Source organism: Sorangium sp. So ce295, assembly GCF_051527405.1.
GTDB lineage: Bacteria > Myxococcota_A > Polyangia > Polyangiales > Polyangiaceae > Sorangium > Sorangium cellulosum_B.
Genome location: NZ_CP150324.1, coordinates 7,943,802 through 7,969,488, shown reverse-complemented (window position 1 = coordinate 7,969,488; position 25,687 = coordinate 7,943,802). Strand labels below are relative to the sequence as shown.

The window sequence follows — 25,687 nt, the reverse complement described above, 5'->3', positions numbered from 1 at the left end:
AATGTGCTGACCTGTGCGTTGACGGTCAAGCGAGGGGCCGCGTATCCTGGCTGCACCGATCCAATGCAACCTTCGACACAGGACAGCGCATCGCTCGACCTCGACGCTTATCTCGCCCGCATCGGCTACCGCGGCGCGCTCGCCGCCACGCGGGAGGTCCTCGACGCGCTTCACGCAGCGCACGTCTACTCCATCCCTTTCGAGAACCTCGACGTCCTGCTCGGCCGACCGATCCGCCTCGACCTGGCCAGCGTCCAGGCGAAGCTCGTCAGGGCGCGCCGCGGCGGCTATTGCTTCGAGCACAACACGCTGTTCGCCGCGGTGCTGCGCCGGCTCGGATTCAAGCTCACGACGCTCATCGCGCGGGTGCGGTTCCAGCGCAGCGACACGGGCCCTCGATCTCACATGCTGTCGCTTGTCGAGCTGCCCGAGGGGCCGTTCATCGCGGACGTCGGCTTCGGCGGTCCGGGGCTCTTGCAGCCGCTCCCGCTCGTCGAGGGCGAGGGGCACGCGCGGGTGCTCGACGTGATCGGCCTGCGCCGGGAGGGCTCGTCATGGGTGCTCGCCTCCAGGGCGGGCGAGGCGTGGCAGGACGTCTATGCGTTCACGCTCGAGGAGCACCTCCCGATCGACTACGAGGTGGCGAACCATTACACGTCCACGCACCCGAGCTCGCTGTTCGTGAACAACCTCATCGTGGCGCTCCCGTCGCCGGAAGGCCGGGTGACGCTGCGCAACCGCGAGCTGGGGTTCTGGCGGGTGGACGGCGTCGAGCGCGTCTCGGTGCGCGACGACGCGCTCCTCGACGTCCTGAGAGAGCGATTCGGGCTCGAGCTCCCAGCCGGGACGCGGATCTCCTGCGCGGGCCTCGATAGCTGAAGAAACGGCGCGTCCCCCTCGGGTCCTGCTCGGGAGGCCGGGCGGGCGCGGCTCGCCGGCCGCGCCCGCCGCCCCTCGCGCCGGGGCGCTACTGGATCAGTGGACGCGCCCGATGCCGCGGCGGATGAACGCCGAGCGGCTCGCGGCCGCGCCGGCCGCCGCGCCGCCGCTCGGCGCGGCCCTGAGCGCCGCGAGGGTCGGGGCAGGCTCGCAGACCAGCGCCGTCAGATCCTGGTTCCGGCGCCTCAGATCGTTCAAGGTGCGCGGCTCGCCGCTCACCGGGTCACCGACGGTGATCCCCGTCATGAAGCCCGACAGCGACGCCTCGTTCCCGGGCGACCTCGGGTTCACGTGCAGGAACCCCGTCCCGGTCTCCGCCGCGCCGTGGCACCCATTGCAGGTGTTGAGCGAGAACTTGTGCCGCGCCTCGTTGTTGAGGATGCCAGGAGCGGTCCAGGCCGTGAGGTTGTTGAACGACGAGCCGCCGAGGAACGGGTTCCCCTGGAACGTGTCGGGCACCGTGTGCTGCTCCGCGATGATCGAGGCCTCGTTCTGGTTCACGAAGTCGGCGAGCGTGGGCGATCCGTCGAAGCCGAGATCCGGCGTCAGCTTGACGGTCTCCGGCCGCAGGAAACCCGTGTCGGGCGAGAGGACGAACTCGCGCAGCTCCCACGGCCCCGCGAGCGCGATCTCGTTCGTGCGGAGCTGCCCGAGCGAGCTCCCGTTCGGCTTGCCGGGCGCGGCGTTCCGGCCTGCGAACCGCGTGGTGATGTCCTGGAGCGCGGCGTTGTACGCCTCGGAGGGGAAGGGCAGGCTGCCGAGGGCGTGCCAGTCGTTCGCCCAGTCGAGCACGTCGGCCTCGGTCGACGCGGGGAGCTTGTACTCCAGGATCACGGTGAACTGCTGCGGGAAGCCCTGGCTGACGACGCCGAACACGAACCTCCCTTCGCCGGCGTTGCCTTCGGCGAGGTTGCGCACGTCGATCCTGTTGACGATGCCGAGCAGCAAGAGCGGCGCCTGCTGCAGGTCGAGCGACCCGTCAGGGCTCCTCGGCCACTCGTCGAGCACGACCTGCTGAATCGCCGTGCGCGCCGGCACGGTGAAGCCGTTCACGGTCTGATCGGTCAGCCAGGTGCTGAAGAGCTCCTCGACCATGGCCGGCGCGTCGGCGGGCGTGGGCGCCATGTCCTCCATCAGGCGCGCGAACGTCCATGCGCCGGTGCGGGGGTCGCCCGGCGGTCCATTGAACGTCGTGCGGACGGGATCCTCGACCACGCTGAGGTCTTTCACGAAGATCTCCCGGCTCGTCCGGACGAAGCACCCCGTCGGCTCGGTCAGCTCGAAGTCGAGGGCCCCGGAGGCGACGATGAACTCGGACGAGTTGAAGTCGATCACGGAGAAGGGGATCACGTGGGCGCCTGGATCCGCGTCCTCGGTGCCGGTGACGGTGACGGGGAACGTCGCCGTGCTCCCGGGCAGGACGCCGGGGAAGAAGGAGGGATTGGCGGAGACGTCGATGCCCCCCGAGGGGCTGAAGATGTCGAGGAAGTAGTCGCGGCCCGCGCACGAGCCGACATCGTTGTTGGTGACGGCGATCTGGTACGCCACCGGCGTGTTCGGGGCGACCTGGCCGCTGCTCTCCGGCGTGACGACGGCCGTCGCGGGGCGCCTGAGGCAGGAGAGCTGGGCGATCTCGAAGGCGGTCGTCGGTGAGGCGGAGAGCCAGACCTCGTCGAGCACGCCGGTGAAGCGCTCCTTCTGCACGTTGTTGCCGATGCGGATGGGCGCGTCGATGTCGTGGAGCGTGCCTGCCGCGCTGATCTGACCGACCTGCTGGCCGTTCAGGAAGAGCCGCACGAATGTGCCGTCGTAGATCCCCGCGACGTGGGTCCACACGTTGGCCTGGATGGGGGCGCGGGAGGTGACCGTCCGCCCGTTGGTCAAGGTCACGGTGAACCGCGCCTGGCTGTTCCGGATGTCGAGCGAGAAGCTCGTCTCTCCGCCGCCCTTCTCCTGCACGATGGTCCGCGGCGTCGACCCCGACACCGCGGTCGGCTTGACCCACGCGGCGACGGCGAGGTTCTGTCCGAACGTGAAGCTGGCGTCGTCGTCGACAAGGATCTTGTCGTTGTCCTTGTTGAAGGCGACGCCGAGGCCGCTGATCCCTTGAGCGCACGCCGCGTTGGCCGAGCGGGTGGCCGTGTTGCCGTTGCCCGACGAATCGAACAGCGCCGTCGTCGCGGCGTTGCAGTCGTCGAGCTGCCAGAAGCCGACGGCCGGCGGCCCCCCCGGGGGCGGATCGTCGGGGTTGCCGCCGCCGACGCCGGTGGTGGCGGGGTCGCCGCCGCCGACGCCGGCGCCGCCGCCGATGCCGGTGGTGGTGACCGAGCTGCTGCCGAAGCCGCCGGTGCCGACGCCGGTGGAGCTGGCGACGACGCTGCTGCCGACGCCGGTGGTGGCGGGGTCGCCGCCGACGCCGGTGGTGGAGGTGGCGACCGAGCTGCTGCCGAAGCCGCCGGTCCCGGTCGCGCCGACGCCGGAGACGGCGCCGCTGACGGCGCCCGGCCCGCTGGCCGCCGCCTCGAGGGCTAGTTCTGCATCGTTGAGTGAACCTTCATCGACGTCATAGCTTCCGCACGCGGCACCCGAGGCGAGCAGGGCGAGGATCGCGGCCGAGCTGGTTTTGATTGAGAGAGGATGGGCGAAGCCGAAGGAGAGGTTCCGCATCTGCGTTCTCGTTGGGTAAGAGTTGACTGCACGAGCGCCGTCCGGCCGCAGCTCGAGCTGCGGCCGGCGACGCGAACAGGCGTCTGTTTGACCCGACCGGGCTGTCCGGGTTTGGGCGCTGGTGCGGAGCACCCGATTGGCAATTGATATGCCCGGCCCCAGATCGTGATTTTCGCCTTGTTGCGTCGCACCCAGCGTGCCTGGGCGTGTCGGCGGGCTCCGACACTGGCACATCTGGCACACCCATTTTGCGACCCCAGGCGGGTGCTCGAGATCAAACAAGCACGCTTCCGACGCGTCCGAAGGGTGCGCCGTGGCGAGCGGCAAAGGGGGACAACAAGGTTCCTTCTCGCTGCCGCACGCCCGTCGCACGTCGTCCCGACCGCAGCCCGGCCGTCTCGCGGTCATCCATTGCGTCGCTTCTATATGCCGCGCCGCGCCGCCTCCTCCGCGCATCGCGCAGCCGCCCCAATGCATCGCGCCGCGCCGCCGTCGCGCGATGCCGACATCTCTCTATAAGGAGGTAGCCGCGGCCTACGAAAAGGCGGGCCGTGGCCTATAAGGAGGCGGGCCGAGGACATCCCGTGTTGTGATGGCAGGAGCGCGCCGTCCTTTGGCGCCGCGGCGGTGTCCGTGACCGAATCCCGGGCTGCACCCGTCTCCAGCCCGCGCCGCTCCCAGCCCCGGCAAGTTTCCGCCGCGCGATCCTCTCCGCTCTTTCTCCGACCTCTGATACACCCGTTAGCGGAGCTCTCCCGCACAGGAGACGTGCCCAGATCGGCGTTTTCGGCGCGGAGGCGTACTCTGGTACGCCGAGCACCGAAAACGTCGAGATGGGCCCGTATACGAAGCGGGAGAGCTCCTCAGGAGGAAGACCAGCGGGGTCCGCGGGGGGTGTCTTCGAGCACGACACCTGCCTCGGTCAGCAGGTTGCGGATGGCGTCCGCCTTGGCGAAGTCCTTCGCCTTCCGGGCCTCCTGGCGCATCGCGATCAGCCGGTCGATCGCGGCGTCACCCCCGCGCCCAGCAGCGCCCTCGGCAGGGGCGAGCGCATAGTCCGGGACGAGCTCCGGATAGAGCGCCGGCTCGGCGATCTCCACCCCGAAGACCGCGAGGTGACGCACGATCGCCCGGTAGACCGCGAGCATCGAGGGGCGATCCTCACACTGCTCGATCCCCGCCGAATAGAGCGCGCTCACGTAATCGAAAAATGCAGCCACGGCGTTCGGCGTGTTCAGATCGTCGTCCATCGCCTCGATGAAGCGCGCGATGAACCGCTCGGTGAGCTCACCGAACTGGCCGTGAACGTAGTGGTGGCGCATCCTCGGGAATCGCTCTTCCTCGGGTCGCTGCGATGCGTACGCGCCCGGGGCGAGGGGAGCCTCCGTCGCGCCGCTCAGCTTCTCGGCGAGGACCGTCGCGAGCTTCTTGATGCGCGCATAGCCCTGAGCGGACTGCTGCAGGAGCTCCCAGCCGAACGGGAGCTTGCAACGGTAATGCTGCGTCACGAAGAACCACCGCGCCTCGTCGTGCCCGTGCCTCGACAGGAGCTCCTCGATGGAGATGACGTTCCCGAGGCTCTTCGACATCTTCATGTCCTTGAGATCGAGGTGCTCCGGGTGCAGCCAGTAGCGCACCCAGGGCCGCCCGCAGAGCGGCTCGCTCTGCGCGATCTCGTTCTCGTGGTGAGGGAACATGTTGTCGATGCCGCCCCCGTGGACGTCGAAATGGTCGCCCAGGAGCGCCGTGCTCATCGCCGAGCACTCGATGTGCCAGCCGGGGCGCCCGGTCGGCCACCCCTCCTCGCCGGTGCGCCAGCTCGGCTGGCCCGCGCCTGTCGGCTTCCAGAGGCTGAAGTCCGCCGGGTGCCTCTTCCGGGCGAAGTCCTCCTCGACGCGGCCGCTCGCCCCGACCTCCTGCTCGTCGACCTTGCGCCCCGAGAGCTCACCGTAGGACGCCCACGTGCCGACCTCGTAGAAGACCTCGCCGTTCACCGTGTAGGCGTGGCCCTTCTCGATCAGGCGCTTCGCCATGTCGACCTGCTCGTCGACGAAGTCGGTGGCGCGCGTGTAGACGGCGTAGTCCTTGATGTGGAGCTTGCGGCAGTCGCGCCGGAACGCCGCGATGTTCCGCTCGGCGACGTCGACGGCGCCCTCGCGCTCGCTCGCGCGCTGCATGATGCGATCGTCGATGTCCGTGTAGTTGATGATGCTCAGCACATGATAGCCGCGGTACTCGAGGTAGCGGCGGAAGACGTCCCAGAAGCAGTAGGTGCGCGCATGGCCGATGTGCATCGGGGCGTAGACCGTGAGACCGCACGTGTAGATGCGCACGACCTTCGGCCTGGCGGAGACGAAAGGCTCCTTCTTCCTCGTGAGCGTGTTATGAACCTTGAGCGGCATCGGCCACCTGCGTGAGTGTGCGAGCACCCCCCGGGACCGCGTACGCTACCCTGGCCCCGCCGCCCGGTCAACGCGGAACCTCGCCGGTTTTCCCTGTGGTTTCGCGGTGTCTTGCCTCGTCTTGCCACGTCTGCCCACGTCTTGCGCCCGTCCTCCCTCCGGTCTACGCAGCAGCGCATGCACATCACTTCAAGGACCTTGCTGTTCGTCCTCGCTGGCGCGCTCTCCGCCTGCGCGGGGAGCCCGCCGCCCGTCGAGAGCGCCCCGCCGCCACCGCCGCCGGCCCCCGCGCCGGCGCCGCCGGCCGCCGCGCCGGCCGCGCAGCCCGAGGCGGCGACGCCGCCCAAGGCGGACCCGGAAGCCGAGAAGAAGCAGGCGGAGCTCGCCAAGCTCGCCGAGGACACGAAGGCCATGGAGGCCAAAGCCGCGACGGAGGCGGCGCGGTTCGACGACGCGCTCAAGGCCGAGGTCAAGGCGCTCATCGCGGCCAATTACCCGAGCGCGGGCGCCGCGCTGCGGGCGGCGCTCAAGGGGAAGCACCGCGCCCCGGGCAACGCCGAGCGCGACGCCGCCCGGCACCCGGTCGAGAACCTGGAGTTCTTCGGCCTCAAGCAGACGAGCACGGTCATCGAGCTCGGGGCCGGCGAGGGCTGGTACACCGAGCTGCTCGCGCCGGTGCTCGCGAAGAAGGGCAAGCTCATCATCACGGCGTTCGATCCGAACGGCCCCGCGGACTCGCGCAACACGCTCTATGGCAAGCGCGTGAAGCACATGATCGAGAAGTCGCCCGAGCTGTTCGGCAAGGTCGATGTCGTCGTGATCGATCGCGACAACCCGAAGCTCGGGATCGAGGGCAAGGCCGACCTCGTCATCGCCATTCGCGAGGCGCACGGCTGGCACCGGAACGGCAAGTTCGACGCCTACGTCGCCGAGGCGTTCAAGGCGCTCAAGCCGGGCGGCGTCTTCGGCCTCGTGGCGCACCGGGCGAAGCCCGACGCCAACCCCGATGAGAGCGCGAAGCAGGGATACCTCCCGGAAGCGTGGGTGATCCAGAAGGTCGAGTCGGCGGGCTTCAAGCTCGGCGGCAAGTCCGAGGTCAACGCGAATCCGAAGGACACGAAAGACTACCCGGAAGGGGTCTGGACCTTGCCGCCGAACTTCCGGCTCGGCGACAAGGACCGCGCGCGCTACGCCGCGATCGGCGAGAGCGACCGCATGACCCTCAAGTTCGTCAAGCCCGCCCGCTGACCCATCCTGCGCCCGGCGCTCGCGGCGATCGCGAGCGCCGGGGCGCTACGCGGGCGCCGCGGCGCGGCCCGGCGGCCGCACGAACACGCGGCGCATCGGGATCGTGGCGCCGGCGGCCCCCGAGACCCGGTGGGACAAGAAGGCGACGCCGTCGAGCATCGCCGGCGACGCGTACACCCCCGGCTCCGCCGCCTCCGGGAGGCACGAGGAGAGCTCGAGGAGGTTCCCGCCCACCAGGACGCCGTCCTCGGTGAGCACCACGTCGCCGGCGTGGAGGCAGAAGCGGACGCTGATCCTGGGATCGCGCTGGCCCGGCCCGGCGAGCCGCGTGTGCAGCGCGACGGCGGCCGCGATCGCGCGGTGGCGCGCCTCCTCGGTGCCGTGCTCGCCGCGCTGAAAGGGCGCCGCGAGCAGCGCGCTGGTGCTCGTGATCGCGAGCGGCGAGAACCCCGAGGGCGCGAGCGTTGCCACGGCGTCCGGGACCACGGCCTCGAACTCGGCCAGGAAGGCGTCGGTGGGGGCCTCGAGCGCGCGGCTCTCGGCGAGGACCTCGACGAGCAGCCCGATGGCGAGGCGCCGGATGTGCCCCGCCTCCACCGCGCCGGTCCGCGCGATCCGCGCCGTCGCGGCCCGCACGTCGCCCAGGAACGCGGCGACGTCCGGGTGGCGGCCGGCGGGATCCTTGCTCATGGCCCGCACGACGATATCGTCGAACGCCGGGTCGACCGGCGCGTGCAGGCTCGGGCGGGGCGGCGCCTGGTGCAGGTGCAGGTGGCGCAGCACCGGGTACGTGGTCGCCAGGAACGGCATGGATCCCGCGATCATCGTGTAGAGCAGCGCGCCGAGCGCGTAGACGTCGGTCCGCATGTCGACAGGCCGGTTGAGGAGCTGCTCGGGCGACATGAACGCCGGAGTCCCCACGATGTGCCGTGACGACGTGAGCGAGAGATCCGTCGCGCCGAGCAGCTTCGCGATGCCGAAGTCGAGCAGCACCACCCTGAGCTCCCCGCCCTGCTCGCACAGGATCACGTTGGAAGGCTTCACGTCGCGGTGGATGATCCCGAGCGCGTGGACCGCGGCGAGCGCGCCGCAGAGCGGATCGAGGATCGCGAGCGCCTCGTCCGCCGGGAGCCGGCCGCGCGCGAACAGGTGCTGCTCGAGGCTCTTGCCCTGAAGGAGCTCCATCGCGTAGTAGGGCCGCCCGTCGTCGAGCCGCCCCACGTCGAGGATCTCCACGACGTTCGGGTGCCGGATCCGCCCGATCGCGTCCACCTCCCGCTGGAAGCGGAGCACCACGTCGGCGCGCGAGATCAGGTCGGCGTGCATGATCTTGACCGCCGCCGGCGCCTTGCTCGTCGCGTGCACCGCGCGGTGCACGACGCCGAACCCACCCTCGGCGATGACGCCGTCGAGGAGGTACTCGCCTGCCCGCAGCGCCGCGGCCCGCGGGGCGCCAGGACCCGCGCCCTCGCGATCGCGCGTGTCGGGCGTGTGTTGTTTCCATGTCCGCGACGTGACGAGCTGCGGCTCGCCCGCCGCGGGGGCGTCGGCCGGCGGCGCGGGCGCGGCAGGGAAAGGCTCATCGTTCTGGCCAGGGTTCTTCATGGGATATGCGACAGCCGCTTACTTCCTCAATGACAACTGCTGAGCCCGCGCAGTACAGTACGCGTAAGCCGGTATCGAATGCGACCCCGGCTGCCGGCAAGCAACCCGAATCATGCACCGTTGCTCTGTATGTCACGGGCGGCTCGCCGCTGGCGCTCCGTGTGTCAGAGATGGCTTTATCCCGCCGCCTGGTGAGCCTGACACCGTGGAGCGCGCGGCGCCCGTGATCGAGGGCTTCTCGCCGCTCGGTCCGCTCGGACATGGCGGCTTCTCCGACGTCTGGGGCGCGCAACAGGACTGCGATGGAGCGCCTGTCGCCATCAAGGTAGGGAGGCACGCGGCGTGGAACCTGCGCGAGCGGTTCCGGCGGGAGGCCGCGCTGCTCGAGCGCGTCGGCGTGCCGCACGCTCCGCGGCTCGTCGCCTGCGGCGAGCTCCCCGGGGGGCGGCCCTATCTCGTGATGGAGAGGCTCTTCGGCCAGACCCTCGCCGAGGAGCTGGCCGCGCTGCGCGCGCCGCTCGATCCGGAGCTCGCCGCCGGGCGCGCGGACGCGATCCTCGCCGTGATCGATGCGGCGCACGCGCGCGGCGTCATCCATCGCGATGTCAAGCCGGAGAACCTCTTCCTCCTCGGCTCGAGCGGGCGCGCGGTGCTGCTCGATTTCGGTCTGGCGCGGCTCGCCGAAGGCGGCGAGCCGCCGGCGGCGTCCGCCGGCGTGACGCGCGCCGGCGACATCGTGGGGACGCCGGAGTACATGGCTCCGGAGCAGCTCCGGGGCGACGCCGCGCGGATCGACGCGCGCGCGGACATCTATGCGTTCGGCGTGATCCTGTTCGAGCTGCTCACCCTGCGCCCGCCGTTCGTCGGCGGCGAGACGGCCGTCGAGCACGGCCACCTGGCGCTGCGCCCCCCGCGCCCGAGCGATTTCGCGGACGTCCCCGAGGGGCTGGAGGCGCTGACGCTCGCCTGCCTCGCCAAGGACCCGAGCCGCCGCCCGGACAGCGCCGCCGCGCTCCGGCTGACCCTGCACGCCTTGCGCGTGCGGCCTCGAGCCGACTCGATCCCGCCTCCCTCCGCGCCGCGATCGCAGCGGCAGGACGACGGCGCCGCGGCGGCCGTCGCCGAGGGGCGGCAGCCGGTCGCGCTGCTCTTCGCGGAGGGCGGCGCCGGGCCGGTGATCGCGGCGATCGGCGGCCGCCGGGGGTTCGTCGCGCGGCAGCGGGGGCAGCGCTGCCTCGCCGTGTTCTCTGCGAGAGACGTCGACGATCCGGCCCGCGCAGCGCTGGCCGCGGCGCGCGATCTCGCGCTGAGCGGCGGCGTGCGCGTGGCGCTGCACCTCGCCAGCGTGCGCCTGCGCAGGATCGCTGGCGGGTTGCACGCCGCCTACGGGGCGCCGATCGAGCGCCCCGAGGCGTGGTTGCCGGCCGAGCCCTGGGGCGGGCTCGCGATGACCGAGGAGTTCGAGCGCGCGTTGCCCGACGACGAGCTCGCCCCCACGCCGCCGGGCGACCCGGAGAGCCTGCGCGAGCCGGCGCTGCTCGGCCGCGACGACGTGCTCTCGGCGCTCGCTGCCAGCGCGACCGACGCCTTCGACGGGACGTGTCCGGGCCTGTTCACGCTCATCGGCGACGCCGGTCTGGGCAAGACGCGCCTCGCGGCCGAGGCGGCCAGCATCGCGGGCGTGCCGGTCCCGGACGTGCGCGTGGTGGCCGCGCGCGCGCTCCACCCCATCCACGGCGGCGCCGCGCAGGCCGTGCGCGCGCTCCTCTGCGTCGCGCTCGACGCGCCGAGGGAGAGCCCCGGAGACCCGCGGCAGTTCTGCGTGGAGCGGCTCGGCGAGACGCTCGGCGGCGCGACGTGGGAGGCCGTCGCCGCGGCGCTCGGCTGGCCCGGGCCCCGCGGGGGGCGCCTGTCCGGGGAGGCCCGCAACGGCCTGATGCTGGCGCTCGCCGAGGCGCTCCGCCGCGGGGCGCGCCGCGGCCCCCTCGCCGTGATCCTCGACGACGCCGACCAGGCGGACGACGTGCTGCTCGACGCGCTCGAGTACGCAACGCTCGACGGCGAGGGCACCCCCCTCTGGGTGGTCGTGACCGCGCGCCCCCGCTTCGAGCAGGCCCGTCCCAGCTGGGGTCAGCGCAACCAGCGCCACACCCGCGTGACGCTCGCGCCCCTCGCGGAGGAGGCGGCGATGGATCTCGCCTCGCGCCTGCTCTTGCCGGCCGAGTACCCGCCGGCGGAGATCCTCCGCCGGCTGGCCGACTGGGCGGGCGGCAACCCGGATTGCCTGCGGCAGATCGTCCGGTCGCTCAAGCGGGCGGGCGTCGTGCGCCGGCGCGCCGGCGGCGGCTCGTACGTGGCGACCGCGGAGGTCGAGGCGCTGCCGCCCGCGCCGGCGTGGCAATGGCTCGCGGCGCAGAGGCTCGACGATCTGCCGCCGGAGCTCGCGACCTGCGCCCGGGTCTGCTCGGCGCTCGGCATGTCGTTCGATCGCGCCGAGCTCGAGGCGGTGCTGGACGGCCTGGATCGCGCGGGCGGCGCCGGAGCGATGGTCGACGCGGGCTTCGGGCTCGCGGCCCTGGTCGAGCGGCGGATCCTGCTGCGCGACGGAGAGGGCCCCGGCGGCGGCGGCGTGGACGACCGGCACGCGTTCCAGAACGCGGTCCTCCAGGAGGCGGTCTACGAGATGCTCGACCCGGCGCACCGCGCCGCGATCCACCGGAGCGCCCTCGCGTACTGGCGAGCGCAGGTGGCGGCCGGCTCGACCGGGGGCCTCCGCGCGCTCGCGCGCCACGCGGCCGTGTGCGGCGAGCGCGCCGAGGCGGCCGACGCCTACCTCGCGCTCGGCGATCTCGCGTCCGCGCGGCACGACGCCGTCGAGGCGGACCGGCGCTACGACGCCGCGCTCCAGATCGCCGAGCAGGGCGACGCGCCCCGGCGCGCGCGCGCGCTCGCGGGCCGCGGCAGGAGCCGGTACCGGATGTGCCGCGTCCGGGAGGCGCGCAGCGATTTCGGCGAGGCGCTCGCGCTGGCCGAGGCGCTCGGCGACGCGCGGGCGAGGGCGGGCCTCCTGCTCGAGGACGCGACCGTGCTCGACTGGGCCTTCGAGTTCGAGGCCTCGGCGCGCCGCGTGGAGGAGGCGCGGCCGCTGGTCGACACGCACGCGCGCGCGCAGGGCTCTCCCGAGCTCGCGCTGCGCCTCCGGGTCGCCGAGGCGCGCACCTCGTGGCGGCGGGGGAGGACCGAGGAGGCCATCGCGGAGCTCACCGCGTGCGCCGATCGCGCCGCGGCGTCGGGAGACTACGACGCGCGCGTCCCTGCCCTGATCATGCTGTCGTTCCAGCTCGCGAGCGCGGGTCGCCGCGACGAGGCCGAGCGCGCCTTCGAGGATCTGATCGCCCTGGTCACGGCGGCCGGCGATCGGTTTCACCTCTGCGGGGCGTACATCAACCGCATCGCGCTGTGGGCCTGGCGGTGGTCGCTGCCGGGCGCGGTCGGCGACCTGCGTCGCGCCGTCGATCTCGCGCGCGAGATCGGCAATCCGTGGCTGGAGAAGATGGCGTCGTACAACGTCGCCGTGCTGCTCCACTGGAGCGACAGGCAGCGCGAGGCGCTCGCGCTCCTGCGGCGCGCCCGGTGGCTGGAAGAGCAGGCCTCCGAGCGCCCGATGCCCCAGACGGCGATGCTGCTCGCGCAGATCCACCTCGCGCTCGACGAGTACGAGCAGGCCAGCCAGCTCGTCCAGTGGATCCAGCGATCCTGCGCCCTCGAGCCGGGCGACCTCACGGAGTTCAGCTTGCTCGAGCTCGTGCTCTCCGAGGTCGGGCTCCGGCCGGCGCCTCCGTCGTCTCTCGCGTGGGGCGAAGCGATCCGACTGGTGAAAGAACAGTCGATCGCCGAGCAGACGCTGATGTTCCTTTACTGGCGTGCTCGCATGGCGCTCCGTCGCGGACACGTGCGTGAGGCGGAGGAGGCGCTCGCGAGCGCGCGGGAGCACCGCGGGGAGAGCCCCCTCTGGCTATCCCGCTTCGCCGAGCTGGAGCGCAACCTGGAGGAGACATCGCGGACGCCGGACGTTCGTCCAGCCGTATCGCAGTGACTTGATCCTGACTCGATAAGGCCCGTTCCGTTCGATATTCCGGCAAGTCCGTATACGGGCAACAAACCTCCATGTGCTAGTTTTCGGTATTGCGCGTCTTTCTGGAAAATGAAAGACTGCTAATTTAAGGAAGAGCTAGAACGCTGGTCGGTGTCGGAGGCCGGCCCCGTGCGTGACAGCGCGCCTTTCTCGGAGGAGAGCTGAATGTCATCGATCCGTTTCATTGCGGCTGGTCTGCTTGGCGCCGGTGTGTTCACGGCGGGATGCGCCGCCCCGTCGGACACCGATCCCGACGCTCCATCGGACACCGACTCCGTCGAAACGGCGGAGCTGCCAATACGGCGCACTGCGGTGCCCATCGGGTGCAACGGCCTGCTCCCCAGCGACTTCTGGGCGCCGGCGAACCGCACGGCGTTCCGCGCGCTCGGCCAGCGCGCGCTCGCCGGCGCCAACAACGTCGTGGCCCCGACGGCGCTGCTCGGCACCTCCGGCGGAACGAGCGTGCTCGACTACACCGTGCGCTGCGCGCTGTCCTCTGATCAGGTCGTCTACGGTCCGGACGGCCGTGAGTTCCACGGCTCCTTCGGGTTCGCGCCGGAATGGACCGAGCGTGCTCTGACCCCCTCGGAGCAGCGCTGGGTCTCGGCGTGCATCTTCCAGCACCTGAACGGCACCGGCGAGCATGTGGATATCTTGCTGCAGGGCAACCATCCGGCCCTCGATGGCCCCTTGAACGAGGAGCCCTACACGGAGTTCGTCGTCCGCGACGCCACGATGTACGGGAACGCGTTCCTCTCCGGGACCATCGCCGGGTATGCCTGCATCGATCCCGATCTCACGGGGGAGCTCTCGGCGCTCTCGCTGAGCTGCCCGCTCGATCTCGGCCTCCTCTCGCTGGAGCGGCTCTGCGGCCACGTGCCGACGTGCGGTATCGCCTTCCTGGGGCTCTGCGACCTGACCTGCCTGGAGGACGTCTCCGGCAACCAGACGTGCCACACGCTGCCGCTGCTCGGGCCGCCCCTGGGCTCGCTGCTCGGTCCGAGCTACTCGGAGACGATCCGGAGCGAGGTGCGCGACAGCGATCTCCTGCCGCTCTACAACGGCTGCGGCCTGCTCTGAGGCGCGCCCGCGCGGCGGGGAGCCCGGCCGAGAGGAGGCGCGCCGCGCGCGCCGGTCACGTCCCGAGGCGCGTCTTCAGCTGCTGAATCGCGTCGGCGATCGCCTTGTCGTCGCGGAAGCAGCACGGATCGGTCCGCCTGCACCGCGCGCCGTGCAGCACCTGGAGCTCGAAGAGCATGCGCTCGTCCCCCTCGGCCGCGGCGCGGCCGAAGAGCGCCCGCTTGCCGCCGCAGCTGGCCTTGCGGAACGCGAAGAGGACGCGGAGCGCGGGGGTCGCGCGCGCCATCACGTCGGGCCGGGCCAGGATCTCGCTGGCGCGCCGGGCCGCCTTGGTGCCGCCGCGCGCGCGCACCAGGTCGAGCAGCACGTCCAGGCCGCCGCTGCCGAGCCGGTTCGTGAGCAGGTCGAAGACCTCGTCCGCCGCCGGGTTGTCTTCCTCGAACCCGATGCCCGCCACGGTGGAGAGCACCTCTTCGCGCAGGCCCCTGCTCAGGGCGAGCTCCGGATCGGCCTCGGCGAGGGCCAGCAGCGACCGCGCCCCGAGCACCCAGTTCCTGGTCGCCACCGCCCGGCTGAGCTGCGAGCGCGGGCTCGGGGCGCCGCGGGCGTCGTCCTCGGGCGCCGCGCTCGCCGACGCGGGAGGGGGCGGCGCTGCCGGCGCCGGGGGCTCGACGGAGGCGACCGCGGGCGCCTCCGTGGTCGCCGCGGGCCGCCGGACGACGAGCCAGAGCGCGACGCCGATCGCGAGCGCCGCCAGGGCCGAGAGCGCCGCCGCGACGGGCACCCAGCGCGCCGAGGCCGTGGGCCCGCGGTGCGCGCGCGCGAGCAAGGTCGCCCGGGGCCCCGGCCAGGCCGACGGCGCCTGCTCCCTGGGCGCTGCCTTCGCGGCCTGCTCGGCGGCCCCGCCCGCCGTGACCTGGCCCGCCGTGACCTGGCCCGCCGCGGCCCCGCCCGCCGCGGAGCTCGCGCCAGGCGCGAAGCTCATGCCTGCTCCCGCCACGGCGGCCCCGCTCGCCGCGCTGTTCCCGCCCGGCGGGGCCTGCCCAGCCGCGGCGAGCCCGCCCCCTGCCGGCGGCGGCGCCGCCGAACGAGCGAGCGCCGCGAGCCCCTCGTCGAGCGCCGCGATCGCGTCGGCCGCCGTCTGGAAGCGGAACGACGGATCGTGCTCCATGAGCCGCATCACGGCCTGCTGGACCTCGTACGGCACCTCGAGATCCGGAGCGCGCACGTGGAGGGCAGGCGGCCCTCCCGGCCCCTGCTGCTTGAGCCGCTCCACCACGTTCTTCGTGTCGAAGGGGTGCTGTCCGGTGAGCATCTCGTAGAGCACGAGCCCGAGCGCGTACAGATCCGCGCGCGCGTCCACCGCGTCCATCCCGCGCAGCGCCTCCGGCGCGAGGTACGCGAGCGTGCCGAAGACCTCGCCGGCGCTGGTCAGGGCGGGGCTCGGCGTCGCCGTCTTGCGGCTCTGGCTGGACAGGAGATCGACGTTCACCTTCGCGAGCCCGAAATCGATGAGCCTGACCTGATCGTGCGCGTCGAGCAGGACGTTCTGGGGCTTCACATCGCGGTGGACGATGCCCTTCTCGTGCGCCGCCGCGAGCGCCGACGCGATCTGACGCGCGATGCGGAGCGCCCGCGCGGGCGGGAGCCGTCCCCCCGAGATCGCCTCCTTGAGCGGCGTGCCCTCGACGTACTCGAGGACGAGGAAGAACGACGCGTCGTCCAGCTGACCGAAATCGATGGCGGCGACGACGTTCGGGTGCCGGATGTGCGCTCCCGCGACGGCCTCGCGCTCGAACCGCGCCACGAGCTCCGGCATCCGCCGGGCGAGGGGCCGGAGCAGCTTGATCGCGACCTGCTTGCGGAGGTGCACCTGCTCGCCGCGGTAGACGGCGCCCATCCCGCCCTCCCCGATGAGCTCGTGGACGCGGTAGCGCCCCGAGATCAGGCTCCCGATCAGCGGGTCGCCGCCCGAGCTCCCGGCAGCCGCCGCCTCGATCGCCTCGATGTCCTCGGTGAGCGCCGAGCTCGAGAGCTCCTCCATGGGCTGCGCGGCCGGCGCGCCGAGCCTCGGGACCGTGAGGTCCTCGACCAAGGCCGAGCCGAGCGTCTCTTCGGATCGCGGCGTCTCCGGCATGCGGCGCAGGATATCAGGTCGGCCGGCGTCGCGGGGAAGCGGTGAGGAGGCGCTCTACGCGCGGGAGGGGCGCGGGGGCGCGCGACGCGGGCGTCCGCGAGCGCGCGAAATTCACAGGAGGAACGAGACGCCCACCGAGAACGCCGGGTATCCGAGCCGCATCGTGAGCGTCACGTTCTCCGTGAAGTGGAAGCGCCCGCCGACGAACAGGGCCGGTGAGACCCCGAAGACCCCGTTGCGGCCCACGTCGCCGAGATACAGCGACAGCCCCGGCTCGCCGAAGACCGACCACTTCCGGTGAAGCCAGAAGTTCCACTGCATCACGACCGAGCCGAACACGTAGTCCGAGGGCCCCCCGTACCGGTCGACCTCGGTGCAGACACGCGTGCCCGCGGGCCCGTTCTCGAAGCGGGTGCACTCGCCGCGGTAGTCCCCGTCCCCTCCGTAGTGGATGCCGTCAAGGCCAAAGCCGATCCCGACCGAGTCGTTGATCCGCTTGATGAAGCCGTCGGGCGCGATGTCGATGGTGACGCGCATCCCGGCGCCAAGGCCGTTCCCGGCGCCGGGGCCGCCGAGCGGCTCGAACGGCGTGAGGAGGAGGTGCGGCTCCAGCTCGACCTTGTAGTCGGGGCGATCGCCGGGGCGCTTGATCGTCATCTGCGCCTCGCCGACCTCGGTCCACCCGATCGTCAGCGCCGCGAACGAGAGCGCGGCGGCCATGAGGCGCGGCGCGCGAAGCTGCGATGTCATCGCTCTCTGCATCGGTCTCGGTCTCCTCAGCATCCGCCGCACGAGCGCGAGCCGTTCGGGCACATGACCGCAGCCTCGCCGCCGGGGCAGGTGACGCGGCACTCGCCGCCCACGTTGTCGCAGAACACCTCGCATGAGCCCCGGCACTCGACCTCGCAGGTCGCCACGTTCCGGCAGGTCACGACGCTGCCCGAGCCGACGCTGACGCCGCACCGGCTCGTGTCGTGGCACTCGTACCGGCAGTCGCGATCGCAGATGGCCCCGCACGCCGTCGTGTTATGGCACCGCAGATCGCAGTCGTCTCCGCAGGAAGCCGAGCACTCGTCGACGTCGAAGCACTCGAACGAGCACCCGTGCTCGCAGACGGCGCCGCAGCGATTCATCTGGAAGCAGCGCTGGTCGCAATCGTCACCGTCGCAGCCGAGGTAACACTCGTCACCCTGGGAGCACTCGCACGCGTCGCCCTCCACGCAGCCGCCGTTGTTCCAGCAGCTCGCCAGGCAGAGGCTCGCGAAGAGCGTCAAAAAAGTCAGTGCATAGAAGCGCATGGCCGGGGCAGCATACCCGAGCCTCTCGGAAATTGTCACCAAATCCGCGAAGGTACGCGCGGTGCTACGCCTGAGGGCCCGGCTCACCACCGTGTCCAGCGAGAGATTCGCCGCACCCGGGTATACCGCGTATTGTCGTTCGCGAGCCGGGCCTGATCCGCGATGTGCGTGCCGAGGTGGGGACCCCAGCCGCCGTCGTCGAACGGCGCGTCCCCGTCCGCGCCGAGGTTGTATTCCCAGCACTGCGCGTAGTGCTGCGTGACGTTCAGGGCTGCGATGGCGCAGTTGTTATCGGGGGCAGTGTCACCGTCGTGATCGCCCGACGACCACCCCGAGAGGAAATGGGAGAAGAAGACGTCGGCGTCCCCGGAGACGTGCAGGGGGCGGAGGAGCTTCATGGTCGTCGTGTCGATGCCCTCGGCGGTCGCCCGCATGACCTCCGCGACGGTGCCCTTGATATCCGCGATCTCGTCGCGGTACTCCCGGCCGACGAGGTAGAGGGAGCCCCTGTAGAAGTTCCGCTCGAGCGCCGGCTCGCCCTTGGTCCCGAGCCGCTCGGCGTACGGGATGTCCCAGAACGACAGCGTCGTTCCCTCCGCCGAACCGACGCTGTTGTAGACGAGCGCCCACCCTCCTCCGTCCGTCTCCAGATCGCACACCACGGGGAACTCGGGATCTCCGCCGGCTCCGTCCAGATCGAGGGTGTACACGCCGCTCGGCAGGCCGCGGGGGACGTCCGCGCACCGGCGGTAGGCGCACCCCTTGTTGCTCGCGCCGTCGCAGTCCTCGTCCTCGGCGGTGTCGCAGCGCTCGGCGGCGGGCAGCACCTCTCCGGCGCACGGGCCGAACCCGTTCCCTTCCTCGTCGCAGATCTTCACGCCGGCGCGGCAGGCTCCGCGGTTCAACGTGGCGGGCAGACCACCGTAACAGGCCTCCTGGCGACCGGGCTCGCACCCGCTCCCGCCGCTCGACGCAGAGCCGCCGCCGACGCTCGAGGCAGAGCCGCCCTCGCCGGCGCTCCCGGCCGAGCCGCCGGCGCTCGACGCCGAGGCGCTCCCGCCGCCTCCGGCGTCGTCGTCTCCGAACCTCCGCACCCTGGTCGAGCAGGCCGACACGGCGGTGAGCAGCGCGATGGCCGCGCAGCAGGCTCCTGCGACCGAACCTTGGCCGAGCGACATGCGACCTCCGGGGACACGAACACACGCCACGCGGCCTTATACACCAGGCCCCCCGGCGCGCGCATCCGCCCCGCGCGCTCGGCCGCTCCGCCGCTGCGCGCCGGCACGTTTCCGACGCTTTTATTGGGCGAGTGCCCGTGGCGCGCCCTGGTCGCTTTGCAGCGCAAAGGCGATGGCGCTCTGGAGCGTGCTCTTGGTCAGGAGGCCCGCCAGATCGAGCGAGAGCCCGACGAGCGTCTGCGCCACCGCTGGCCGGATGCCGGTCAGGATCGTCCGTGCGCCGAGCAGCTGCAGCGCCTTCGCGGTGTCGACGAGGCCGGCGGCGACCCGCGTGTCGATCTCCTTGAGCCCTGTCACGTCGAGGATGACCGCCTGAGCCTGGGTGGACTGGACTCCAGCGAGCGCGGCCGACATCACCTGATCGATCCGCTCCGAGTCCATCTGGCCCACGAGGGGCATGACCATGATGCGATCGGTGATCGGGATGAGCGGCGTCGACATCGCCTGCATCGTGTCGCGGAGCCGCGCGAGCGTCCGCTCCAGCTTGTCGAGCAGGTCCCTGTACGGCGTGACGTCGTGGGCGGTGCCATAGACGAGGCGGCGCGACGGCTCCTCCGCCGCGTCCAGGTGAGCGGTCCACGCGAGCCACCTGTACGAGCCGTCCTTGCACGCGTACCGGTTGTCGAACTTGATGGTCGTGTGGCCCTGGAAGAGCGCGGCGGCCTCGGCGAGCGTGGCCTCGCGGTCGTCGGGGTGGACGAACTCGATGAACGGCTTCGCGATCATCTCCGAGGGGGACCAGCCGAGGGTGCGCTCCCAGGCCGGGTTGGCGTGGCGGAAGTACCCCTCTGCGTCCAGGGTCACGAGCAGGCCCACGGACACCCGGAACAGCTTCTCGTAGACCGTGGTCAGCTCCGCCGCCTGCGTGAGCTGCGCGGTCCGCTCCCGGTCGCTCGTCAGGTCGAGCGCCGTGGCGACCATGAGCCGTTCCGAGGGCGCTTCGTCCATGTCCACCCGGGCGGTCCAGCCGAGCCACCGGTACGAGCCGTCCTTGCACACATAACGGTTGTCGAACCGGCCGTTCGCGCGACCCTGGAAGAGGGCGGTGGCCTCGGCGAGCGTGGCCTCGCGGTCGTCGGGGTGGACGAGCTCGATGTAGGGCCTGGCCCTGAGCTCGTCGAGGGACCAGCCGAGGGCATGCTCCCAGGAAGAGCTCAGATCACGGAAGTAGCCACGCGCGTCCGCGGTGGCGAGGAGTCCTGACGAGATCTGGAAAAGTCGTTCATAGCTCAAGCCCATGTCGTCCCCCTCGCGGGCAGGCAGAGCGCGCCCGCCTTCGAGGCCGCCCGCCATCAGCGATTCTCCTGTCCGAACGCCGGCGAGCGCCTCGCGCGCCGCCTGGCCAGAGCGCGCGCGCGCAATCCCCAGGCGGCGCGACGTCGACCTCCCCGCGCGTCGAAGCCTGCTTGTCCACGAGATCGGCTTATGTGTCAAGGGTATCGGGAGGCTGGGTAGCGGGCGTGCTGGGCCGGCTGCGCCAGAGGGACGCCCGGGGCCGGCGAACACGCGCGCGCCCGGAGGTCGCCACTGTCATGTCGCCGAGGTTGCCAGCCCACGATGAGGCGAGTACGGTCCGCGCCCCAAAGGAGTGGGCCATGACCGTCTCTGCGATTTTCAACCCGGCGCGCTGGCGTGAGGTCGATGGGTTCTCGTTCGAGGATCTCACCTATCACCGCGCCGTGGACCAGGGCACCGTCCGCATCGCGTTCAACCGCCCCGAGGTCCGCAACGCGTTTCGTCCCCGCACCGTCGATGAGCTGTACACCGCGCTCGAGGACGCGCGCACGACCTCGGACGTGGGTTGTGTGCTGATCACCGGCAACGGGCCTTCGCCGAAGGACGGCGGCTGGGCGTTCTGCTCGGGCGGCGATCAGCGCATCCGCGGGAAGGACGGGTACAAATACGAGGGGGAGAGCGCGGGGCAGGCCGACCCGGCGCGGCTCGGCCGGCTCCACATCCTGGAGGTGCAGCGGCTCATCCGGTTCATGCCCAAGGTCGTCATCGCGGTGGTGCCCGGCTGGGCGGCGGGCGGCGGCCACAGCCTCCACGTGGTGTGCGACATGACGCTGGCGAGCCGCGAGCACGCGATGTTCAAGCAGACGGACCCGGACGTCGCGAGCTTCGACAGCGGGTATGGCTCGGCGCTGCTCGCGCGGCAGGTCGGGCAGAAGAAGGCGCGGGAGATCTTCTTCCTCGGGCTCGATTACACGGCGGAGCAGGCGGCGGCGATGGGGATGGTCAACGCCGTCGTCCCTCACGCGGATCTCGAGGAGGAGGCGCTGCGGTGGGGCGCCATCATCAACTCGAAGAGCCCGACCGCGATGCGGATGCTGAAGTACGGCTTCAACCTGCCTGACGAGGGGCTCGTCGGACAGCAGCTCTTCGCCGGCGAGGCGACGCGGCTCGCCTACGGCACCGAGGAGGCGAAGGAGGGTCGAGACGCCTTCCTGGAGAAGCGCCGCCCGGACTTCACCCGTTATCCCTGGCACTACTGACGACCACGCGTCGCCCGCTCCCACGCCCGGAGCCCACAATCGCGCTTGACACCGACATCGACTTCATCGATGGTGACGGCGCTGTAAGATTCCGTGTGCGCCGTCTGGCCGCGCGGCTTCAACTTTACCTGGAGATACGCATCATGCTTTGTCTTTTGGCTGCAAAGTCGGCTCGTCGGGAGCGTTCCTGGCTGTGTTTGGGTGGGTCTCTTCTTCTGGCGCTCGCGGGCGGCCTCACGGTTGTTGGCTGCGGCGACGATAGCCCCTTGGACGGCGCGGGCGGCGCGGGGGCTTCCGGCGGCGCGGGTGGCGCTGGCGGCGCGGGGGCTTCTGGCGGCGCCGGCGGCACGGGGGGCACGGGGGGCACGGGGGGCACGGGGGGCACGGGGGGCGAGGCGCCGATCGAGACGGTGCCGCCGTCGGGCACCGAGCTGATCCGCGTGAACCAGGTCGGGTACCTGCCGGCCGCCGCCAAGGTCGCCACGGTCGTCGCCGAGGCCGACAAGCCGCATGCGTGGGAGCTCGTGGACGCCGGCGGCACGGTGGTCGCCAGCGGGGCGACCCGCGTCGTGGGCGATGACGCGAGCTCCGGCGAGCACGTGCACACCATCGACTTCAGCGGCTTCACCACCCCCGGCGAGGGGTACACCCTCCGTGTCGGGGAGGTGTCGAGCCACCCGTTCGACGTGGGCTCGACCATCTACTCTCAGATGAAGTACGACGCGCTCGCGTACTTCTATCACAACCGCTCCGGCATCGAGATCCTGGAGCAGTACGTTGGCCCGGACCACGCGCGCCCGGCGGGGCACCTGCCGGACGAGGCCCCTTGCGGCGCGGATATCGGCTGCACGTACACGCTCGATGTCACCGGCGGGTGGTACGACGCCGGCGATCACGGCAAGTACGTTGTCAACGGCGGTATCTCCGCCTGGACGTTGCTGAACCAGTACGAGCGCTTCGTCGCGCTCGGGTCCACGGCGGACGACTTCGGCGACGGCAAGCTGAAGATCCCCGAGAACGCGAACCAGATCCCCGACCTCCTCGACGAGGCCCGGTGGGAGATCGAGTTCATGCTCGCGATGCAGGTGCCGGAGGGCCAGGCGAGCGCGGGCATGGTGCACCACAAGATCCACGACCTGGAGTGGACCGGCCTGCCGCTGCCGCCGCACGAGGATCCGCAGCCGCGCTTCCTGCGCCCGGTCAGCACGGCGGCGACGCTCAACCTGGCCGCCACCGCGGCCCAGGCCGCGCGCATCTGGCGCGAGCTCGATCCCACGTTCTCGGCCCAGTGCCTCGAGGCCGCGACGCGGGCGTGGACCGCGGCGAAGGCGAACCCGAAGGTGGTGCCGGACGAGAGCGGCGTCGTGGGCGGCGGCGGCTACGGGGACGCCGAGCTGAGCGACGAGTTCTACTGGGCGGCCGCCGAGCTCTTCCTCACCACGGAGGGCGCCAGGTATCAGGCTGAGCTCGCGGCGTCGCCCTACAACGAGGAGCTCGGCGGCGTGGACGGCACGTTCAGCGCCATGACGTGGGGGCAGGTCGACGGGCTGGGCGCCATCTCGCTCGCCGTTGTCGAGGCCCAGCACGCCGCGGCGGAGCGTGAGGCGGCCCGGACGAAGCTCGTCGCCATCGCCGACAAGTACCTCGAGGTCATCGGGGCGGAGGGCTACCGGGTGCCCTTCAAGGCGAACGCGAAAGGGTATCCCTGGGGCTCCAACTCGTTCGTGCTCAACAACATGCTGGTCCTGGCGCTCGCCCACGACTTCACCGGCGAGCAAAAGTACTTCGACGGCGTGGCGTCGGGCGCGGATTACCTCCTCGGGCGCAACCCGATGGACAAGTCCTATGTCTCCGGTTACGGCGAGAACCCGCTCGAGAACCCGCATCATCGCTTCTGGGCGCACCAGGTGGACGCGTCGTTCCCGTCCGCCCCGCCCGGCGCGGTCTCCGGTGGGCCGAACTCCGGGCTGGAGGATGAGGTGGCGCAAGCGGCGCTCGACGAGACGGCCGAGCGCGCGAAGTGCGCCCCGCAGAAGTGCTACCTCGACGACATCGGGGCGTGGTCGGTCAACGAGATCACCATCAACTGGAACAGCCCGTTCGCGTGGACGGTGGCCTGGCTCGACGAGAAGGCCAAGGCGAGCGCCCAGTGATCCGGAGCGCGGCGGGTGAGGCACGCTGACTGAAACTCGGGGCTTCTGAGCCGCCAAGGACGCCAAGGATGCCAAGAAAATCTCAATAATATTGGCGTCTTCTGGCGCTCTCTGGCGTCTTCTGGCGCCCTGGCGGTTCCATCATCCCGGCAGGGCGGGGGAGCTCCCCCGCCCCCGGAGCGCAGCGCAGCCGCGCCGCGCTGCGCCACGCTCGGTACGCGATTGGCCGCGACAACCGTCCAGGTTCTGCTAGGTTGCGCGGCTTTCATGAATCCAGCCTCATCGCTCGACGCCTTGCCCGCGCCGCTCGCGGGCGCCCTCGCCCGCCGCGGCTTCACCTCACTCACCCCCGTCCAACAGGCTGTCCTCGCCCCTGAGCTCGCCGGGCGGGACCTTCGTGTCTCGTCGCAGACCGGCTCCGGAAAGACCGTGGCCATCGGCCTCGCGCTCGCCCCCCGCCTCGAGCGCGCCCTCGCCGACCGCGCCGCCGCGGCCGCGCCCGACGGCGCGCCGCGCACCGTCGCGGCTCCGGCCGCGGTGATCATCGCGCCGACGCGCGAGCTCGCCGCGCAGATCGCCGGCGAGCTCAGCTGGCTGCTCGCGCCCCTCGGCGCGCGCGTCGCGTGCGTCACCGGCGGCACCAGCTTCGGCGCCGAGGCGCGCTCGCTGCGGCGCGACCCCCTTGTCATCGCCGGGACGCCCGGCCGCCTGCTCGATCACCTGGAGCGCGGGACCCTCGACCCCCGCGGCGTCCTCTCCCTCGTGCTCGACGAGGCGGACCAGATGCTCGACCTCGGCTTCCGCGACGACCTCGAGGCGATCGTCGGCAAGATGCCCGAGGATCGCCAGACCCACCTCGTGTCGGCCACCTTCTCCCGCGAGGTCCGCGCGCTCGCCGATCGCTTCCAGCGGGACGCGGTGAGCGTCGAGGGCACGCGCCCCGGCGCCGCGAACGGCGACATCGCCCACGTCGCCCACCTCGTGCTGCCGGCGGAGCGCGACGCGGCGGTCGTGAACCTGCTGCTCCTCGCGCCCGGCGAGCGCACGCTCGTCTTCGTGCGCACCCGCGAGGGCGCCGCCGAGCTCGCCGACAAGCTCACCGCGCTTGGCTTGCCCGCGCGCGCCCTGAGCGGCGACCTCGAGCAGCGCGAGCGGACCCGCACGCTCGACGCGTTTCGCTCGGGCGCCGTCACGACCCTCGTCGCGACCGACGTGGCCGCGCGCGGCATCGACGTCCCCGAGGTCGGGCGCGTCATCCACGCCGATCCCCCGGGCGATCCCGAGATCTTCACGCACCGGAGCGGCCGCACCGGCCGGGCGGGCCGCAAGGGGACGAGCGTGCTGCTCGTCGCGCCGTTCGCGCGAGAGCACGCGCTGAGGCTGCTCCGGCGCGCGCGCGTCGAGGCCACGTTCCGGCCGGCGCCGTCGCCGGACGACGTGCTCCGCGCCGCCGACGAGCGGCTCGCCGCCGAGCTCGCCCCGGCGCGCCGGGAGGGCGCGGCCTCGGTCGACGCGGTCGCGGTCGACGCGGCCTCGGTCGACGCGGCTGCGGGCGACGCGGTCGACGCGGCCGCGGTCGACGCGAACGTGCGCGCCCCGCGCGAGGCGTCCGGCCCCGCGCCCGAGGCGCGGCACAGGGAGCTCGCCGCCCGCCTGCTCGCGGACATGGACGCGACCGAGCTCGTCGCGGCCCTCCTCGCGCGGGCGAAGCACACCGGCCCCTGCGCTCCGCAGCCCGTCACCGCCGTCGCGCCGCCCCGCTCCGAGCCGCATCCGTCGCGCGCCAGGCCGCCGGCGCCGCCCTGGTCCGGGGCGCCGTCGCGCGCCCGGCCGCCGGCGCCGCCCTGGTCCGGGGCGCCGTCGCGCGCCCGGCCTTCCGCGCCGCCCTGGTCCGAGGCGCCGTCGCGCGCTCGCCCCGCCGCTCGTCAAGGCAACGGGGAGCAGCCCCCGCGCCTCCCCTTCGTGCCCTTCCAGGTCAACTGGGGGGAGCGCCACGGCGCCGACCCCCGGCGCCTGCTCGCGCTCGTGTGCCGCCGCGGCGGCGTGTCGAGCCAGCAGATCGGCGCGATCCGCATCGGCTCCACCGCGTCCGTCGTCGAGGTGGCCTCCCCGGCCGCGCCCGAGTTCGCGCGCGCGGTCAACCAGCCCGACGCGCGTGACGCGCGGATCCGCATCGTCCGCGCGAGCTCGATGCGCGTCGAGTAGCGCCTGTCCCGGCGCGGCGGACCGAGGCAGACGGCCGAGATCGCTCGCAATGACAGGGGTTTCCTGATTTCTCGGAGACCTCGGG

The 25,687-nt window shown here is 71.9% G+C and carries 15 protein-coding genes; 7 read left to right on the top strand and 8 right to left on the bottom strand.

The features are described from left to right. Positions 1-63 precede the first annotated feature (63 nt). Positions 64-879: an arylamine N-acetyltransferase family protein gene (locus tag WMF11_RS30125; protein WP_437902689.1), complete on the top strand. Its 816-nt coding sequence runs from the start codon at positions 64-66 to the stop codon at positions 877-879. Between the two features lie 96 nt (positions 880-975). Here the strand turns inward: WMF11_RS30125 and WMF11_RS30120 are convergent, their stop codons facing one another. Together WMF11_RS30120 and cysS are read right to left on the bottom strand one after the other, a co-directional pair. Further along, positions 976-3,606, bottom strand: a complete 2,631-nt coding sequence (locus tag WMF11_RS30120) for a LamG-like jellyroll fold domain-containing protein (RefSeq protein WP_437973150.1) — start codon at positions 3,604-3,606, stop codon at positions 976-978. An 863-nt stretch (positions 3,607-4,469) separates the two neighbouring features. Then, positions 4,470-6,008 (bottom strand): cysteine--tRNA ligase, encoded by a 1,539-nt coding sequence (gene cysS / locus WMF11_RS30115; protein ID WP_437973149.1) that lies wholly within the window; start codon positions 6,006-6,008, stop codon positions 4,470-4,472. Positions 6,009-6,185: 177 nt separating this feature from the next. Here cysS and WMF11_RS30110 point away from each other — a divergent pair, with 177 nt between their 5' ends. Further along, positions 6,186-7,256: a class I SAM-dependent methyltransferase gene (locus WMF11_RS30110; protein WP_437542110.1), complete on the top strand. Its 1,071-nt coding sequence runs from the start codon at positions 6,186-6,188 to the stop codon at positions 7,254-7,256. Between the two features lie 45 nt (positions 7,257-7,301). On the opposite strand, the gene WMF11_RS30105 is transcribed toward WMF11_RS30110, so the two are convergent. Continuing rightward, positions 7,302-8,861: a serine/threonine-protein kinase gene (locus WMF11_RS30105; protein ID WP_437973148.1), complete on the bottom strand. Its 1,560-nt coding sequence runs from the start codon at positions 8,859-8,861 to the stop codon at positions 7,302-7,304. Between the two features lie 205 nt (positions 8,862-9,066). Here WMF11_RS30105 and WMF11_RS30100 point away from each other — a divergent pair, with 205 nt between their 5' ends. Together WMF11_RS30100 and WMF11_RS30095 are read left to right on the top strand one after the other, a co-directional pair. Next, complete coding sequence (locus tag WMF11_RS30100; RefSeq protein ID WP_437973147.1) at positions 9,067-12,957, top strand: serine/threonine-protein kinase; 3,891 nt, start codon at positions 9,067-9,069, stop codon at positions 12,955-12,957. 351 nt (positions 12,958-13,308) lie between these two features. Further along, on the top strand, positions 13,309-14,076 hold the full coding sequence (locus WMF11_RS30095) for a hypothetical protein (protein WP_437973146.1): 768 nt from the start codon (positions 13,309-13,311) through the stop codon (positions 14,074-14,076). Positions 14,077-14,131: 55 nt separating this feature from the next. On the opposite strand, the gene WMF11_RS30090 is transcribed toward WMF11_RS30095, so the two are convergent. The 5 genes from WMF11_RS30090 to WMF11_RS30070 all read right to left on the bottom strand — a co-directional run bounded on the left by WMF11_RS30090 (position 14,132) and on the right by WMF11_RS30070 (position 19,988). Next, positions 14,132-16,213, bottom strand: a complete 2,082-nt coding sequence (locus tag WMF11_RS30090) for a protein kinase domain-containing protein (protein WP_437973145.1) — start codon at positions 16,211-16,213, stop codon at positions 14,132-14,134. Positions 16,214-16,324: 111 nt separating this feature from the next. Continuing rightward, complete coding sequence (locus WMF11_RS30085) at positions 16,325-16,963, bottom strand: hypothetical protein (RefSeq protein ID WP_437542096.1); 639 nt, start codon at positions 16,961-16,963, stop codon at positions 16,325-16,327. Positions 16,964-16,989: 26 nt separating this feature from the next. Then, complete coding sequence (locus WMF11_RS30080) at positions 16,990-17,511, bottom strand: hypothetical protein (RefSeq protein ID WP_437542095.1); 522 nt, start codon at positions 17,509-17,511, stop codon at positions 16,990-16,992. Positions 17,512-17,594: 83 nt separating this feature from the next. Then, positions 17,595-18,689 (bottom strand): fibrinogen-like YCDxxxxGGGW domain-containing protein, encoded by a 1,095-nt coding sequence (locus WMF11_RS30075; RefSeq protein ID WP_437973144.1) that lies wholly within the window; start codon positions 18,687-18,689, stop codon positions 17,595-17,597. A gap of 120 nt (positions 18,690-18,809) precedes the next feature. Further along, a complete protein-coding gene (locus WMF11_RS30070; protein ID WP_437902681.1) occupies positions 18,810-19,988 on the bottom strand; it encodes a PAS domain-containing protein in 1,179 nt (392 codons plus the stop codon). A 356-nt stretch (positions 19,989-20,344) separates the two neighbouring features. On the opposite strand from WMF11_RS30070, the gene WMF11_RS30065 reads away from it, so the two are divergent. The 3 genes from WMF11_RS30065 (at position 20,345) to WMF11_RS30055 (ending at position 25,602) form a co-directional block, all read left to right on the top strand. Continuing rightward, a complete protein-coding gene (locus WMF11_RS30065) occupies positions 20,345-21,244 on the top strand; it encodes a 1,4-dihydroxy-2-naphthoyl-CoA synthase (protein ID WP_437542090.1) in 900 nt (299 codons plus the stop codon). A gap of 266 nt (positions 21,245-21,510) precedes the next feature. Further along, positions 21,511-23,397, top strand: coding sequence for a glycoside hydrolase family 9 protein (locus WMF11_RS30060; RefSeq protein WP_437973143.1), 1,887 nt, complete (start codon positions 21,511-21,513; stop codon positions 23,395-23,397). A gap of 267 nt (positions 23,398-23,664) precedes the next feature. Then, on the top strand, positions 23,665-25,602 hold the full coding sequence (locus tag WMF11_RS30055) for a DEAD/DEAH box helicase (RefSeq protein ID WP_437973142.1): 1,938 nt from the start codon (positions 23,665-23,667) through the stop codon (positions 25,600-25,602). Positions 25,603-25,687: the final 85 nt, after the last annotated feature.